Source organism: Thermoflexus sp., assembly GCF_042408815.1.
GTDB lineage: Bacteria > Chloroflexota > Anaerolineae > Thermoflexales > Thermoflexaceae > Thermoflexus.
The window spans coordinates 40,170-56,233 of the sequence record NZ_JBHOQR010000028.1; the positions used below are offsets into that span (position 1 = coordinate 40,170).

The window sequence follows — 16,064 nt, forward strand, 5'->3', positions numbered from 1 at the left end:
GAGGCAGAGATGTCCGAGCCGCCCATGCCCACGTTCACGGATGTGCTGCGCGCCCGACAGGTCGTGGGACGCTTCCTGCCACGCACTCCCCTCTACCGCTATCCGAGCTTGGACGCGCTGCTAAGAGCGCGGGTCTATGTGAAGCACGAGAACTTCCAGCCTATCGGCGCCTTTAAGGTTCGAGGAGGCGTGTATCTCATGTCCCGGCTCTCGCCGGAGGAGCAATCCCGGGGAGTGATCACCGCCTCCACCGGCAACCATGGCCAGTCCATCGCCTATGCCGCGGCCCTCTTCCATGTCCGGGCCGTGATCGTGGTGCCCCAGAGCGCCAATCCGGTCAAGGTGGAAGCGATCCGCGCCTACGGCGCCGAAATCCGCGTGCACGGCCGGGATTTCGATGACGCCCGGGCTTACTGTGAACAGGCCGCCACTGAAGAAGGCCTCCGCTACATCTCCTCCGGCGACGAGCCGGACCTGATCGCCGGGGTCGCCACCGAGACCCTGGAGATCCTGGAGGAGCAGCCGGAGATAGAAATGATCTTCGTGCCGGTAGGTGGAGGGAGCGGCGCGGCGGGGGCATGCCTGGTGGCGAAGACCCTGAACCCTCAGATCCGGGTGATCGGCGTGCAGTCTGCCCGCGCGCCCGCCGCCTATCTCACTTGGCGGCATCGACGCTGGATGGAGGCGCCGATGGAGACGCTGGCGGAGGGCCTGGCCACGCGGCGGCCGTTCATGCTGCCCCAGCGGATCATGTGGGAGAAGTTGGACGACTTCCTCCTGGTGGAGGATGAGGAGCTGGTGGAGGGCGTGCGGATCTATTTGGAAAAAGCGAAGACGCTGGCGGAGCCCGCAGGGGCCGCCCCCCTGGCCGCCGCCCTCCGGATGCGGGAACAGATCCGGGGGAAGACCATCGCCTTGATCCTGAGCGGGGGGAACGTGTCTCCCGAGCAGCTCCGTCGTTTTCTCCTCTAAGCGGTTTCCGGCCGGGGATGCGGGAGACGGCAGGGCACGGCAGCCCCTCACCTCGAGCCGGTCGATCACCCGCCCGCGCTCGTGTAGTGGCGGAGCGCGTAGCGCCAGAAGGAGCGGCTGATCCCGAAGAGGATCACGGCGATCAGGAGACCGGCCAGAGCCCCTTCCGGCCGCAGCCAGCCCAGGGCCGCCTGGGCCGGCACCGTGGTGATGAACGCAATCGGGACAATAAAAGTTAAGACGATCCGCACCCAGGTGGGGAAGGCCGTCACGGGGAAACGGCCGGCCTCGAAGAAGGTATAAATCAATTCCATAATATTCCCCACCTCCACAAACCAGAAAGCCAGGGTGATGAGAACCATCAGCAGCGAGTAGAAGATCACCAGGCCGGCGAGGAGCATCACCCCGAACAGGAGCAGGCGATCCGGCGAAGGCCACCCTAGCCGGCTCAAAGCCCAGGCCACCACCCCCAGGCCCAGTAGGATATCCGTGAGATGCCAGATCTGCATCTGCTGGAAGGAGACCAAGAACTGGCTGTCCAGAGGGCGCAGCAGGGTGAAATCCAGGGTGCCCTTACGGATCGCCTCCGGGATCTCCTCCAGGTTTGGGCGGAAGAGGGCGGCCATCACGCCTTCGAAGGCGATGAAAAGCCCGGCCACGATCACGGCTTCCTCATAGCGCCAGCCGCCCAGCCGGGGGCGATGCATGAAGAACACCTGGAGCGCCGCCAGCGTCCAGAGAGAGGAGGCAACTGCCACCAGGGCATTGGCCAGGAAATCGGCCCGATATTCCATAGCGGCCATCAGGTTGGCCTTGAAAAACCGAAGGAGAACCCGCACGTAGGTCATCCCAGGCGCCACTCCACCCGATAGCCGAATCCTTTGGTGTTGTCGATCCAGCGCACCCAGCGCGGGGTGATCCGATACAGCCGGGCATGGGCCAGGGCCTGGGGTAGCTCTTGGATGAACGGGAACTTCTCCCGATATCGGGCCATCACCCGTTCCCGCTCCGCTGGATCCTCCACAGTCTCCGCTATCCCGGTCAGCTGAAGGCCCTGGATGGTCCTCCAGTCCCACGGCTCCCCATGGACGGTCACGGCGACTTCCGGTCGGGCGATGAGATGACGAACGTGCCGGCTTTCCGGGGAAGAGAGGAAATAGAGCCGCAGCCGTTCGTCGTGGACGAAGTAGAGCGAAGCCACGTAGGGATGGCCACTCTCATCCACAGTTGCCAAGGTCAAGGTCGAGCGACGGCTCAGGAAACGGAGGGCCGCTTCCCAAGCCTCTCCCGTATGAGGCGGAACGGACTCGGCCATGCAGGACCGCCCTGTGGGTGGAGGAGAGGTTTCCATTGGAATCCAGATCCTGCTCGCAGATGGGCCGGGCGGGAGTCGAACCCGCACGCCCCTTCCGGGGCAGCAGATTTTAAGTCTGCCGCGTCTGCCGTTTCCGCCACCGGCCCTTTCCCATATTATTTTAATCGAACCCACCGACCCCTTCGGTGTCGGGCAACAGGCACGCATCCATACAACATGATGGGCGCGAAAGGATGCTTCTCCAGAATCCCGAACAGGAGATCGCCATGGAACTCGGGGAATGGCTTTCGCGAGGGCTTCAGCTGACCTGGCGGTATAAAACCCTCTGGCTCTTTGGTTTCCTGACAGCCCTGGGTGCAGGGATTCCTCCCCGCATCCAGGGCCGTCTGAACCTCGGGCGACCCCCTTTCTCTTCTCCAGGCTTCGAACCGATGCTCCAGCGATGGGTGGAACGGAACTGGCCGCTCCTCCTTTTAGCCCTCCTGGGCTTTCTCGTTCTGGCCATGGGGATTCAGCTCACATCCCTCTGGGGCCAGGGAGCCCTGATCCTGGGAAGCGGCGAGGCAATGGCAGGTCGCCCTCCGGCGCTGGGCGTTCTGGCACGGCGGGCCGCGGCGCGATTGCTGCGCATGATCGGGATCATGGCGCTGCTGGGCGCCCCCGGCTTCCTGGTCGCCTTGGTGTTCCTCGCGGCTATCCTCGGCGGCTTCCTGCTGGCTTTCGCCCAGCGGGTGGAAGCGGCCCGGATCACCATCCTGCTGGTGCTCATTCCGGCCATGCTGGCTCTCCTGGGCTGTCTGCTGATCCTCGCCGGGGCGCTGCATCTCTGGTCCCGCCTGGCTCTGCGAGCGGCACTGCTAGAGGATCTCCCGTGGATTTCAGCGCTCCGCCGGGGCCTTCAAATCGGCCTGCGGCGGATAGGTTCTCTGCTCCTGGTGTGGCTGGTGCTGGATGTCGGGGTGCTGGGCGTGATCACCTTCATTCTCTCCCTCCTCGCCGCCATTCCCCTTATAGCCATCGAAGGTATCGCATTCCTGGCCTTCTTCGGGAGCGGCGGGCCTGTGCATCTCTCCACTCGATTCATCAGCGTCATCGCGCTGACTGGGTTCTGCATCGGCCTTCTGACCTCGCTCCTGCGGGCGCCGGTCATGACCTTTGTGGAAACGGTGTGGACCCTGGCGTATCGCTCCTGGACCGGAGGGCCCCTGCCTGCAGAGGAGATCCCCCAGGCCCCCTGAGCGCCTTTCCTGGCTGGTGGTATCCTCTTGGGATGGGGAACGCCCCCTTCGTGCGACCACCACAGCTCGCCGAACGGGTTTTCCCATTCAGCACCAGACGAAGCCACAAGGCTCACTTCGAATCGGACAGGGGACGCCAATGCGCGCGCTGATTACAGGAGGAACAGGCTTTCTGGGCGCCAACCTGGCCGCCTATCTCCGACAACAGGGGTGGAAGGTCCGGATCCTCCGCCGCCCCACCTCCTCCTTGGACGCCGTGAAGGACCTGGATGTAGAGCATGCAATCGGGGATGTGCTGGATCCGGACAGCCTGCGCCCGGCGATGGTGGGATGCGATGTGGTCTTTCACGCCGCGGCGATCTCCGCCTACTGGCGCACCCCAGCGGAACAGATCCTCCGAGTGAATGTCGAAGGCACGCGGAACGTCCTAACGGCGTCCCGGGAGATGGGGATCCATCGAGTTGTCCTAACCAGCTCCCTGGCGGCCTTGGGGGTGCCGGAGCCCGGCACCTTGCTGACCGAAGATCATCCCTACAATCTGCCCCCTAGGCGCTTTCTTTACGGATACAGCAAGGCCATCGCGGAAGCGATCGCCCGGGTTTTTGTGGAACAGGGGCTGGAGGTGGTGATCGTGAACCCCTCCGTGATCCTGGGTCCCCGGGATATCCATCGCATCGCGGGGGCCTTGATCCTGGAAATGGCCCGGAGGAGGGTGCCAGCCCTCCCACCCGGTGGGGTCAACGTGGTGGCAGTCGAGGATGTGGCCCGCGGGCATGCCCTGGCCCTGGAGCGCGGGCGGTCAGGAGAGCGATACATCCTCGGTGGGGAGAACCTGACCTATCGGGAGCTCGCCGAGCGGATCGCGGAAGTCATCGGCGTCCCTCCCCCCCGCTGGGTGATCCCCCCACGAGGGGTAAAAGGGCTCGCCGCGCTGGCCCGGATCGCCAAGGCTCTGGGCCTTCCCCTGCCCGTGGGGGCCGATCAGCTGTGGCTGAGCGCCCACTTCATCTGGTGTGATGGCCGCAAAGCGGAGGCGGAGCTGGGTTATCGCCCCGAGGTCCCAGTGCGCGAGGCAATCCGGCGCGCATGGGAATGGTATCAGGAATCCTGTCCCGGATCCCCTCGCGCGGGGGAGGGGGCAGACCGGCCCTCCCCGAGGGGGACTCTAACGGAACGCTGATATTTTGTTCACGTTTCGTTTACACAGGGGCGATATATTCAGCAAATGAAAGTGGCTCGAACGAGGCGCCGGAAGGGAGGTGAGGGCATATGGTGCGCCTGGATCTCGGCCTGGCGATCCTGCGCGTTTTGATCGGGTTGCTCTTTGCGGGCCATGGGGTTCAGAAGCTGTTCGGATGGCTCGGCGGCCATGGGCTGAATGGGACGGCCGCGTGGCTGGAGAGCCTGAATATCCGGCCGGGACGGCCGTGGGCGCTGCTGCTGGGCCTGGGGGAGTTTGCAGGCGGCCTGCTCCTCGCCCTGGGCCTGGCCACGCCGTGGGCGACCCTGCCGCTGCTCGCTTCCCAGCTGGTCGCCCTCCTTCGGGTCCATGCGCCGAAGGGGTTGTGGATCGATCGGGGCGGCTTTGAGTATAACCTGGTCCTGATCACCCTGAACGCTTTCTTCGGATTCTATGGGGCGGGCGCCTACAGCGCGGATGCCTGGCTGGGGTGGGCATGGCCGCAGCCCATGACCTTCGGGCTCGTCCTGATCCTGGCGCTGCTCATTGCCCTCCTCGCCTTGGCGGCTCCCGTCTGGGCGCCGCGGCTCTCCCGGCGGGCCGCCTGATCCCTATGGCCCGGCCGGAGGATCGGGCGGCCGCAGAGCGGCCGCCCGATCCCTCGCTCTTCCCACCGTTCTGCGGATCAGCCCGGGAACGCCTATGAGGATCGTCGCCGGCGATGCGCCTCATCCCCATCCCCGCGTTTCGCCCCACCCCAGACAACGACTATGGATCGTTCCCCCGGCATGGGGATTTGGAAGCAATCCCGCAAGGTCCTCGCTTTCCTCATAAGATAAGGCTAAGATAAGGCCCTCGGGTCTCGCCCGGGTTTCCCACCGCCTGTGGATTCCGGCTTCACGCTCTAAGCACGCCCCCCATCGAATGGTAATATAATCCGGTAGGTTGCGATGGCTAGGCCGCTTCAATGCCCAGCCTGGCCACAGAAGCCTATGGGGGGCGGGAGGTCCAATGCGGATTCTCATCACCGGCGGCGCGGGCTTCCTGGGCGCCGCCCTGGCGAACCGGCTGGTTCGTGAGGGCCATACAGTGCTAGCCCTCGATGACCTCAGCGCGGGGGATCCCCAGCGCCTGGATTCCCGGGTGGTCCTCGCCCGAGGGGATGTGCGGGATGTCCCCCGGCTCTGGACCCTGTTGCAAGGGGTGGATTTGGTCTATCATCTGGCCGCCCGGGTTTCGGTGCCTGAATCCATCCTCTACCCTCGGATCTACCAAGATGTGAATGTGGGCGGCACCGTGGCCCTGCTGGAGGCGATGCGGGACGCCGGGGTGAGGCGCCTGGTGCTGGCTTCCTCCGGCGCCGTCTATGGCGATCAGCCAGTCCAGCCGGTCCACGAGGAGCTTCTTCCCCGCCCCCGCTCCACCTATGCGGTGACCAAGCTGGCCGCCGAGCATTTCGTTCTGACCCTGGGCCGACTGTGGGGGTTCGAGGTGGTCGTCCTGCGGATTTTCAACGCCTATGGCCCAGGCCAGCCGCTCCCTTCTGCCCACGCGCCGGTGATTTCCCGGTTTCTTAAACAGGCCATCGAAGGCGGAACCCTGGTGATCTTCGGGGATGGGACCCAAACCCGGGATTTCGTGTATCTGGATGATGTGGTGGAAGCCTTAGTGGCGGCCGGGGAGCGGCCAGGCCTGAACGGAGAGCTCATCAATGTGGGGAGCGGCCGGGAGATCTCCATCAACGAGCTGGCCGATACCGTCATGCGCGTGGTCGGCCGGCAGGTCCCCGTGATCCACAGCCCCGCCCAGGACGGTGGGGTGGCCCGGCTGTGCGCCGATCTCCGGAAAGCGGAGCGGCTCCTGGGATACCGGCCGCGGGTCTTCCTGGAAGAAGGCCTGCGTCGGATGCTCCGGGAAGATCCCCGGTTCCGGGGGTGAGCGGAGGATCGTTCCCCCATGGCCACTCCCTCCCTTCTGTCCAAACTCAGCGAGCGCCTGGTCTCCAGCCTGTGGACCCTGGTGGTCCTGGTCTATCTGGCATATGGGGCGATCTTCGGGATCTACGCGGTCTCTCTCTTTCAGTTCCCCTTCGATTATGATCAGGGAGAGGGATTCGAGCTGCTCGATGCGATTTACTTCGCCCGGGGGGAGTGGCCATATCGCGACATTGAGACCTACCCCTTCTATGCCTCAAATTATCCCCCGCTTTTTCATCTCCTGGCGGTCCCCCTGGTCTGGATCTTCGGCCCGCGCTTGATCGCGGGCCGGCTGCTCTCCACGGCCGCAACGATCGCCCTGGCCGTGGCGGTGGGTCTCGCCGTGGGGCGCTGGACCCGGAGGTGGGAGCCCGGCATCTGGGCAGGGGGGATGGTCCTGGCCTCGAATTATGTTTATCACATCGGCCCCCTCTCCCGCAGCCACATGATGATGGTCCTCTTCGAAACCCTGGCCGTGCTGACGCTGGCCCGGGAGGAGGATTTCCCTTCCCGGCGATCCCTGCTGCTGGGGTCGCTGGCGCTGACGGCAGCCGGCTGGACCAAACAACACGCCATCGTCACCGTGCTGGCGGTTTTCGCTTATCTCTTCCTGCGCCGTCCCCGGGTGGCGCTGGCCTGGGGGGTTTCCTTCGCGGCGGTGAATCTGGCCCTGTTCGCCCTGCTGAATCTCGCCACCGGTGGCTACTGGTTCCTACACATCATTGAGGCCAACATCAACGAGTATGACTACCGCCAGGCCTTCTTCCTCTACAGCCAGTGGTTTCGCCTTCATGCAGTCGTCCTCTTCCTGACGGCGGCGCTGGTCCTGTATGAGCTGTATGCCGATCGCCTCTCCATATTCAGCATGTGGGCCGTCTTCGCCACGGCCGGCGGAGCGCTGGCGGGCAAGTGGGGGGCCGGGGAATCGTATTTCATCACTGCGGTGGTGGCCGCGATCCTGGCGGCCGGACGGCTCCTGGCGCGCATCGAGGGATGGACCGCTGGGCGGCCCGCAGGGCGGGCGATTGCGGCGGTGTTGATCCCCCTCGCCCTGCTCCATCAGGCTGCGCGGGTCTTCCATCTGCCCACTGATCATCCGTGGACCGCGCCGGTGGCTCGCTGGCTGGGGCTGGAGGGAGTTCGATACGTGGACACGGTCGAATACACCCAGCTGGGCCATCTGCCCACCGCGGAGGATATCCGCAACGGGTGGCGGATTGTGGAGATGGTGCGGGAGGCGCCAGGCCCCGCTTTCACGGAAGAAGCCTCATGGGCGCTCTGGGCCGGGAAGGAACCGGTGACCAACCCCACGCAGCTGTTGAATCTTTACAAAAACCGGAAGTTGAATCCGGAGCCGCTGATCCGGATGATCCGAGCCCAGGCCTTCGGGATCGTGGTGCTGCGGGCCCAGTTCTACCCCCAGCCGGTGCTGGACGCGATCGGCCAGGCTTACCGGCCGATCGCCGATATCCCGATGAACGGATTTATCTATCGCCTTCTGATCCCCCGACATCTCCCATAGCGCCGGGTTCGGGCTGGGCTCGGGGGCTGGGGGACTTCCGCCTCGACCTCCCCATCCCCGCCAAACGCGAAGATCCCCAAGCCGAATTGGACAGACTCGCCCAGTCGGGATATCATGGGGGTGATTCCCCTCCCCCCGGGGGAGGGATATCCGCCCGGAGGGACTATGGAAGCTCGAACGAAAGCGGAGGTCCTGCGGCGGCTGCGCAGCATCGCCGGGCATGTGGAAGGGATCGCCCGGATGGTGGAGGAGGACGCCTATTGCATCGACATCATCCGGCAGGTGCAGGCGGTGCAGCGGGCTCTGGCCAAGGTGAACGATATGGTCCTGGCCCAGCACCTGCGCACGTGCGTCACGACCGCCATTCGGGGTGAGGACCCAGGCGAACGGGAGCGGGTGCTGGAGGAGATCGTGGAGGTTTTTGAGGCTGCGCAGAAGCTTTGACCCGCCCAGGACCAGGGATCATGCAGAGAGGGCCATCTCCCGGATCCATCCGGGCGACGCGCGATCTCTGGTTCCCAGAGAACCCTGTATGGAGGGAAGCGATGATGGAGACTCGAACCTTTGTTGCGCCGAACATCTCGTGCCATCACTGCATCCATACCATCACCCGCGAGCTGAAGGCGCTGGAAGGGGTGAAGGAAGTACGCGGGGATCTGACCACCAAGCAGGTGACGGTGGCCTTCGAGCCCCCCGCCACCTGGGAGCGGATTGTAGCGGTGCTCCATGAAATCGGCTACCCCCCTGCCTCGGCATGAGGCGGTCCATCCCCTTTGGGGGTCTCCGCCCGCCTTCCGGTTGCATAAGGGATCGAGCGGAGAGCCGGTCTACGAGCCACGGGTCGAGGAAGCCGGAAGGGGCCGGTCATTCGGTTCCCCCTGTTGGGGGAAACAGATGAGCCATGGAACGGGGGCAAGATGCGAAGGATCTGGACGCTGGGGCTGGCGTGGATCGGTTTGGTCGGATGCCTAAGCGGGGGTGGGGGAACGCCTGCCCCGATCCCCACGGGCCTGACAGAGACACCGACCGCTTCGCTGGTGGCGATCGGCACGCCGGTCCCCACGCCGACATGGACCTCCACGCCGGCCCCAACCCCGACGGCGACGGGGACGCCGACGCCGCGCCCGCGGGCGGCGCTCTATAACTTCGTCCTGCCGGGCTGACCGGTGTGCGCCCGCAATACGCGCCTCGTGCAGGCGCTGCGACCCCAGTATGAAAGCGATGTCGATTTCTTCGAGGTGCGGGCGGACACGCGGGAGGGTCAGACCCTCCTGGCCCGGTTCGGGATGCCCGGCACCCATGGCCTGGTGGTCCTGGACCGCCAGGGGCAGGTCATCTGGCGCAGCTTCGGCCACGATGTGACGCCGGAAACCGTGGAGGCCGTTCTGCAGCAGGCGATCCGATAGGCGCAGGGAGGCCGGGCCAGTCTTCCCGATGCACTACAGCAGCATCCAGGAGGTGAGCGTTCCATGACGGCTTCGACGCGGGAAGTGGTGCTTCCCATCATCGGCATGACCTGTGCGAACTGCGCCCGGACGGTGGAGCGGGCCCTGAAGCGCATGCCCGGTGTGCTGGAGGCTTCGGTGAATTTCGCCGCCGAACAGGCGGTCGTGCTGCTGGATCCCTCGGCCGCGGACATCCGCCAGGCCGTCCAGCAGGTTCGGGCGGCCGGCTACGATGTGGCCACCGCCACGGTGGAGCTGCCCATCCAGGGGATGGCCGACGCGAACGACGCCCGCGCCATCGAGCGCGCCCTCCACCGGGTTCCGGGGGTGCTGGAGGCCACGGTCAACCTGGCGGCGGAGCGGGCCCACGTCACTTATGTGGTGGGCGTGGCCTCGATCCGTGATCTGATCCAGGCAGTTCGGGAGGCCGGTTACGATGGGGTGGTGGCGGCCGGAGAGCTGGAAGAGGCCGGGATGGATGTGGAGCAGGCGGCCCGCGAGGCGGAGCTGGCCCGTCAGCGCCGTCGCCTCTTGTGGGGGTTGATCTTCACGCTCCCCACGTTCTGGCTGAGCATGCAGTTCGATCTGCTCCACAACGTGATGCCCGGGATGGCCCGGCCGCTCCTTCTGGACTGGCTGCTCCTCTTCCTCAGCACGCCGGTGCAGTTCGGAGTGGGATGGGATTTCTATCGAGGGGCTTATCGGGCTCTGCGGCTGGGAACCGCCAACATGGACGTGCTGGTCGCCCTGGGCACTTCGGCGGCCTATTTCTACAGCCTGGCGGTGACCCTGGCCCTCACCCTGGGCAGCACGGCGCTGGGCCGCTACACCTATTTCGAGACCGCCGCGGTCATCATCACCCTGATCGTTCTGGGGAAGTATCTGGAGGCGCGAGCCAAAGGGCGGGCCGGCGAGGCGATCCGCGCCCTGATGGCATTGCAGCCGGAGCGGGCCCGCGTGCTGCGGGACGGCCGGGAGATCGAGATCCCGGCCGCGGAGGTCCGGGTGGGAGATCTCCTCATCGTTCGACCGGGGGAGCGCATCCCGGCGGATGGGATCGTCCTGGAAGGACGCTCGGCGGTCGATGAGTCCATGATGACCGGGGAATCGCTTCCGGTGGAGAAGGGCCCGGGCGATCGGGTGTTGGGTGGGACGGTGAACCAGCACGGTCTGCTGAAGATCGAAGCCACTCATGTGGGGCGGGATACCGTGCTGGCCGGGATCATCCGGCTGGTCCGGGAGGCCCAGGGGAGCAAGGCGCCCATCCAGCGGCTGGCTGACCAGGTCTCGGCGGTCTTTGTCCCTGTGGTCATCGCCATCGCCGCGTTCACGTTCCTGGGCTGGCTGCTGGCCGGCGGGGCCGGTTTTACCCGCGCCATGGTCAACGCCATCGCCGTGCTGGTGGTGGCCTGCCCGTGTGCAATGGGGCTGGCCACGCCCACCGCGATTATGGTGGGGACAGGTCGAGGGGCGACGATGGGGATCCTCTTCCGCAGCGCCCGGGCTCTGGAGCAGCTGGGGAAGGTCACCCTGGTTGCCCTGGACAAGACGGGCACCCTCACCCAGGGCCGGCCGGTGGTGACCGAAGTGATCCCGCGCGGGGGCTGGGCCCCCGAGGATGTCCTGGCCCTGGCCGCCAGCGTGGAACAGGGGAGTGAGCATCCGCTGGCCGTAGCCGTGGTGGAAGCCGCCCGAGCCCGAGGGCTCGCCCTGGAGAAGCTGGCCGGGTTCTCGGCGTTGCCCGGCCGGGGAGCGGTGGCCCACCGGAATGGGAACGTGGTCCGGGTAGGTAAGGTCTCGTGGCTCCAGGCGGAGGGGGTGACGGTGGAGGAACTGGGCGAAGCGGCGCGCGCCCTTCAGGAGAAGGGCCGGACGACCATGCTGGTCGCCCAGGATGAAGAGGCCATCGGATTGATCGCCCTGGCGGATACGTTGAAGCCGGAAGCGGCGGAGGCCATCGCGGCGCTGCATCGGCTGGGCGTGCAAACTGCCATGATCACCGGGGATAACCGGCGAACCGCGGAGGCAATCGCCCAACAGGTCGGCATCGATCGAGTCTTCGCGGAGGTCATGCCCGCCGACAAGGCCGAGATCGTTCGCCAGCTGCAGGGGGAAGGCCATCGGGTCGCCATGGTCGGGGATGGGATCAATGATGCCCCGGCCCTCGCCCAGGCGGATGTGGGGATCGCGATGGGAACCGGCACGGCGGTGGCGATGGAGACGGCGGACGTCACGCTGATGCGGGGGGATCTGCGCCTGCTGCCCCAGGCGATCCGGCTCTCGCGGGGGACGATGCGGACAATCCGCCAGAATCTGTTCTGGGCGTTCTTCTACAATGTGATCCTGATCCCCGTGGCAGCTCTGGGCCTGCTGCATCCGATGATGGCGGCCGGCGCCATGGCGTTCTCTTCCATCTTCGTTGTAACCAACTCGCTGCGCCTACGAGGGTTCCGGGTGTAGAGGCCGTCCCTGAGGAGGTCGCGAATCCGCGAATGGGGAGTAGTAGGTCCAGGGGGATGCAGTGCGTCGAGGAGCAGGCTCTCTTCGATTCGGTGCGCTCCATGGCATAGTTCTGAGCAACGCTTCCCTGGAGGCAGCGATGAGACCTGGGCGAAAAGCGCTCCTGGGGATCTTGGTGATCATGTTTCTGATGGGCGGCCAGGGGTGCTTCCCCTCGGCCCAGCGGGACAGCCCTCTGGCGAAGGAAGGGATGACGGTTTATCGCCCCCTGAGTTGTGGATGCTGCGGCGAATACGTTCGGTATCTCCGAGATCACGGGGTGACCGTCCATGACATTGAAATTGAACAGGATGATCGGATACCGCTGAAACGGCAGTGGGGGATCCCGGAGTCCATGTGGAGTTGCCACACCTCGTGGGTGGGCCCCTATGTGGTCGAGGGCCATGTGCCGCTGGAGGCCATCGCCCGCCTGTTGAGGGAACGCCCCAACGCCCGGGGGATCGCGCTCCCCGGCATGCCGTCTGGATCTCCCGGGATGGGGGGCGCCCGATCCGGTCCGCTGACGATCTATCTCCTCACCGCCGACGGCCAGGCCCATCTGTGGATGGAGTGGTGAGACCCACACGGCCCATGCGCTGGGTCTCCTCGGAGAGACGGAGGGATTTCCCCTTTCCCATACGGCCTTTGGGGCCATGGGGGAGAAGCCACCCGCCCTCCCCGATTCGAGCGGAACGATACCAGCCCTTCTTTTCCCCCCTCCCGGGAGAAGGGGATTAAAATGTGAATAGAAGGGCCCGTGGAGGCTCTGGTCCCTGATTGTTTCTCTTCTCTCCATCTCTCCCCGCGCCGGGAAGACGCGGAGCGGTGAGCGAGTCCTTGCCCTCTCCTGCGCCGCTTTGCGGCCTGGAGGTGAGGAGGATCATCGTTTCTATGGGGAATCGAGAGGATCCCTATCTGGAACTCCTCAATGAACAGCGGCTTGCCGGCCTGATGGGGGGAAAGGGGGCATCGCGATGGCGGAGGTTCGGACACTGGCGGAGGTGCTGGATGCGCTGACACGGCCGGGCGAGCTCTATGAGCGGCTTCCGGATGGATCCGTGCGCTGTTACGCCTGCGGTCACCGCTGTCTGATCCGTCCGGGCCGGCGGGGGATCTGTCAGGTGCGCTTCAATCGGGACGGCACCCTCTACGTCCCGTGGGGGTATGTGGCCGCCCTCCAGGTGGACCCCACGGAGAAGAAGCCTTTCTTCCACATCCTTCCCGGTTCCTATACCCTGACCTTTGGGATGCTGGGTTGCGATCTGCATTGCAGTTACTGTCAAAACTGGCTTACCTCGCAGGCTCTTCGTGATCCAGCCGCGGGAGTGATGCCGGAGGAGGTCACCCCTGCCCAGCTGGTAACGCTGGCGAAGCGGTATGGGGCGCAGCTGGTAGGGAGCTCCTATAACGAGCCGCTGATCACCTCGGAGTGGGCGGTGGCCGTTTTTCAGGAAGCGATCGCCCAGGGTCTGCGGTGCGTCTATGTCTCCAACGGCAACCTCACCCCAGAGGTGCTGGCGTATCTCCGCCCCTACCTGGTGGGCTACAAGATCGACCTCAAGAGCATGCGCGATAAGAACTACCGGGCCCTGGGGATGCCTCTGAAGAACGTCTTGGAAGGCATCCGCATGGTCTACGAGAGCGGCCTGTGGCTGGAGGTGGTCACCCTGGTGGTGCCGGGCTTTAACGATTCCGATGAGGAGCTGCGGGACGCGGCGGAGTTTCTGGCTTCCATTTCCCCGGATATCCCCTGGCATGTGACGGCCTTCCATCCGGATTACAAGATGACCGATCGGGACTGGACCCCGGCGAAGACGTTGATCCGGGCGGCGGAGATCGGGAAGGCCGCTGGCCTGCGCTATGTGTACGCCGGCAACCTCCCGGGCCGGGTGGGGCCCTTTGAGAACACCTACTGCCCGAACTGCGATGCGCTCCTCATCGCCCGCCATGGCTTCCAGATCCTGGTGGATCATCTCAGTGGGCGAGGGACCTGCTACCGGTGCGGGACGGCGATCCCGGGCATCTGGCAGTGAGAACACCACAAAAAATGAAAGGGGCCCATGGCCCGTCGACCGGTGGGCAGAGGGGGGCCTGAATTCTTCATGGAGACCAGGGGAGCGCGGACCGTGAGCCGTTCGAAAAAGCGTGTCGTTGGGGAGCGTCGCCGGACGAAAGGAGGGGCCCGGGAGAGAACGTCTGGCGCCCGCCGGACAACCTCCCCAAAAGGTCCTCTGCGCTGGAGGCTGGCCCTCACGCTGGATCAGCAGCTGGATCTGCTGGGCCTGATTCTGTTTCTGGGCGGGATCCTGGTGGCTTTCGGTTTGCTCGCCCCCCAGCGAATGCCAGGCCTGAGCTTCTTCCTTCTGGGTCTGATCGATGGGTTGGGGGGTGGGGTCTTCGCGTTCCCTCTGGGGCTGATCGCAGGCGGCGCCTGGCTGCTGGTTCGACGCTTTGAGCCGGTCCCCCGACCCCGCATGTCGCTCCTTTTGGGGCTTCTCCTGCTCTATGGATCGCTGTTGATGATCCTGGATGGACTGGGAGGGATGGGTGGGGCAGTGGGGGCAGCGCTGGTCCAGGGTCTGACGGAAAATCTGGGCCCCATCGGGGCATGGCTGGTCTGGCTGGGGATGATCGGGACGGGCCTGATGGGAACCTTCCAGCTTTCGCCCGAACGCCCGCTGGAGTGGGCCATTCGAGGGCTGCGCCGGCTTCGAGGCCTTCGGCCCGCCCGCGGAGCGGCCGGGGGCCTCCCGATTCCCCTTCCCCAGCGGGCGGAACCAGCGGCTGCCTTGCCTCCTTCCGATCGATCCCCGCGCATCCTGGGGGAAACCGAGACCTCCGAGCATGCCCCGGAGGCTGTGCAGACCTCGGAGCTCCCGGAGGGCCAGGAGGCGCCGTTGCAGATTGCCCCGGAAGGACCGAAATGGACCCTTCCCCGCCTGGAGGAGATCCTGGATCCTGAAGAAGCCGTGGAGATCGACGAAGCGGATCTTCGGGAGAAGGCTCATATCATCGAAGAGACCTTGCGCAGCCTGGGGGTCGAGGCCCGGGTGGTGGAGGTCCAGCGCGGGCCCACGGTGACCCTCTTCGGCCTGGAACCCGGGCAGATCTCCCGGGGAGGCCGCTCCACCCGGGTGAAGGTAGGGCAGATCGCGGCGCTGGCCGACGACCTGGCGCTGGCCCTCTCCGCCCGCGCGGTCCGGGTCCTGGCCCCTATCCCGGGCCGGGGCCTGGTGGGCATCGAGGTTCCTAACGAGCGGGCGGCCCTGGTTCGGTTGCGGGAAGTGATGGAAAGCGAAGTCTATCGCACGATGGCCTCCCCGCTACGGCTGCCCCTCGGGCAAACGGTCTCCGGCGAGCCCCTGGTGGCCGATCTCACCGCCATGCCGCACCTCCTGATCGCGGGAGCGACCGGCTCCGGGAAATCGGTGGCCCTGAACGCGATCCTGGTCTCCCTGTTATGCACGTGCACGCCGGATGATCTGCGGCTGATCCTCATCGATCCCAAGCGGGTCGAGCTGACGCCCTATAACGGGATCCCGCATCTCTGGACCCCGGTGGTGGTGGAGATCGAGAAAGTGCCCCGGGTGCTCCAGGAGGCCATGCGGGAGATGGAGCGTCGATACCGTGTGTTCGCCGCCGTCGGCGCGCGCCACATCGCGGATTACAACCGGCGGGCAGAAGAGCGGGGCGAGCCCCGTATGCCGTATCTGGTGATCGTGGTGGATGAGCTGGCGGATCTGATGATCACCGCGCCGGAGGAAACTGAGCGACGGATCACCCGGCTGGCGCAGATGGCGCGAGCGACCGGCATCCATCTGGTGATCGCCACCCAGCGCCCCAGCGTGGATGTGGTGACCGGGCTGATCAAGGCCAACTTCCCGGCCCGCATCGCCTTCGCGGTGGCCTCCTCCGTG

The 16,064-nt window shown here is 65.6% G+C and carries 16 protein-coding genes and 1 tRNA gene; 14 read left to right on the top strand and 3 right to left on the bottom strand.

The genetic code is table 11. The features are described 5' to 3' along the window. Positions 1 to 9: 9 nt before the first annotated feature. A complete protein-coding gene (locus tag ACFMO3_RS10295) occupies positions 10 to 972 on the top strand; it encodes a threonine/serine dehydratase (RefSeq protein ID WP_376790320.1) in 963 nt (320 codons plus the stop codon). 65 nt (positions 973 to 1,037) lie between these two features. Here the strand turns inward: ACFMO3_RS10295 and ACFMO3_RS10300 are convergent, their stop codons facing one another. The 3 genes from ACFMO3_RS10300 to ACFMO3_RS10310 form a co-directional block, all read right to left on the bottom strand. Then, positions 1,038 to 1,820 (bottom strand): ABC transporter permease, encoded by a 783-nt coding sequence (locus tag ACFMO3_RS10300; RefSeq protein ID WP_376790321.1) that lies wholly within the window; start codon positions 1,818 to 1,820, stop codon positions 1,038 to 1,040. Then, a complete protein-coding gene (locus ACFMO3_RS10305; RefSeq protein ID WP_376790322.1) occupies positions 1,817 to 2,287 on the bottom strand; it encodes a pyridoxamine 5'-phosphate oxidase family protein in 471 nt (156 codons plus the stop codon). The genes ACFMO3_RS10300 and ACFMO3_RS10305 overlap by 4 nt, the downstream gene beginning before the upstream one ends. 60 nt (positions 2,288 to 2,347) lie before the next feature. Beyond that, positions 2,348 to 2,433 (bottom strand) — tRNA-Leu (locus tag ACFMO3_RS10310). A 120-nt stretch (positions 2,434 to 2,553) separates the two neighbouring features. Here ACFMO3_RS10310 and ACFMO3_RS10315 point away from each other — a divergent pair. The 13 genes from ACFMO3_RS10315 to ACFMO3_RS10375 form a co-directional block, all read left to right on the top strand. Continuing rightward, positions 2,554 to 3,525, top strand: coding sequence for a hypothetical protein (locus ACFMO3_RS10315; protein ID WP_376790323.1), 972 nt, complete (start codon positions 2,554 to 2,556; stop codon positions 3,523 to 3,525). 139 nt (positions 3,526 to 3,664) lie between these two features. Beyond that, positions 3,665 to 4,705: an SDR family oxidoreductase gene (locus ACFMO3_RS10320; RefSeq protein ID WP_376790324.1), complete on the top strand. Its 1,041-nt coding sequence runs from the start codon at positions 3,665 to 3,667 to the stop codon at positions 4,703 to 4,705. 89 nt (positions 4,706 to 4,794) lie between these two features. After that, positions 4,795 to 5,313: a DoxX family protein gene (locus tag ACFMO3_RS10325; RefSeq protein ID WP_376790325.1), complete on the top strand. Its 519-nt coding sequence runs from the start codon at positions 4,795 to 4,797 to the stop codon at positions 5,311 to 5,313. A 403-nt stretch (positions 5,314 to 5,716) separates the two neighbouring features. After that, positions 5,717 to 6,643: an NAD-dependent epimerase/dehydratase family protein gene (locus ACFMO3_RS10330; RefSeq protein WP_376790326.1), complete on the top strand. Its 927-nt coding sequence runs from the start codon at positions 5,717 to 5,719 to the stop codon at positions 6,641 to 6,643. Between the two features lie 18 nt (positions 6,644 to 6,661). Further along, positions 6,662 to 8,203: an ArnT family glycosyltransferase gene (locus ACFMO3_RS10335; RefSeq protein WP_376790327.1), complete on the top strand. Its 1,542-nt coding sequence runs from the start codon at positions 6,662 to 6,664 to the stop codon at positions 8,201 to 8,203. Positions 8,204 to 8,368: 165 nt separating this feature from the next. Continuing rightward, positions 8,369 to 8,647 (top strand): metal-sensitive transcriptional regulator, encoded by a 279-nt coding sequence (locus ACFMO3_RS10340; protein ID WP_376790328.1) that lies wholly within the window; start codon positions 8,369 to 8,371, stop codon positions 8,645 to 8,647. A 101-nt stretch (positions 8,648 to 8,748) separates the two neighbouring features. Next, the gene (locus ACFMO3_RS10345; protein ID WP_376790329.1) at positions 8,749 to 8,961 is read left to right on the top strand and encodes a heavy-metal-associated domain-containing protein; all 213 of its coding nucleotides are present in this window, start codon (positions 8,749 to 8,751) and stop codon (positions 8,959 to 8,961) included. Positions 8,962 to 9,120: 159 nt separating this feature from the next. Then, a complete protein-coding gene (locus tag ACFMO3_RS10350) occupies positions 9,121 to 9,366 on the top strand; it encodes a hypothetical protein (RefSeq protein WP_376790330.1) in 246 nt (81 codons plus the stop codon). Between the two features lie 3 nt (positions 9,367 to 9,369). Continuing rightward, entirely contained in the window at positions 9,370 to 9,609 is a 240-nt protein-coding gene (locus ACFMO3_RS10355) for a hypothetical protein (RefSeq protein ID WP_376790331.1), read from the top strand. 63 nt (positions 9,610 to 9,672) lie between these two features. Further along, complete coding sequence (locus ACFMO3_RS10360; RefSeq protein WP_376790332.1) at positions 9,673 to 12,108, top strand: heavy metal translocating P-type ATPase; 2,436 nt, start codon at positions 9,673 to 9,675, stop codon at positions 12,106 to 12,108. A 139-nt stretch (positions 12,109 to 12,247) separates the two neighbouring features. Beyond that, complete coding sequence (locus ACFMO3_RS10365; protein WP_376790333.1) at positions 12,248 to 12,724, top strand: DUF411 domain-containing protein; 477 nt, start codon at positions 12,248 to 12,250, stop codon at positions 12,722 to 12,724. Between the two features lie 397 nt (positions 12,725 to 13,121). Continuing rightward, the gene (gene amrS / locus ACFMO3_RS10370; protein WP_376790334.1) at positions 13,122 to 14,180 is read left to right on the top strand and encodes an AmmeMemoRadiSam system radical SAM enzyme; all 1,059 of its coding nucleotides are present in this window, start codon (positions 13,122 to 13,124) and stop codon (positions 14,178 to 14,180) included. Positions 14,181 to 14,273: 93 nt separating this feature from the next. Further along, on the top strand, positions 14,274 to 16,064 hold a 1,791-nt coding region (locus tag ACFMO3_RS10375), incomplete at its 3' end, for a DNA translocase FtsK (protein ID WP_376790335.1).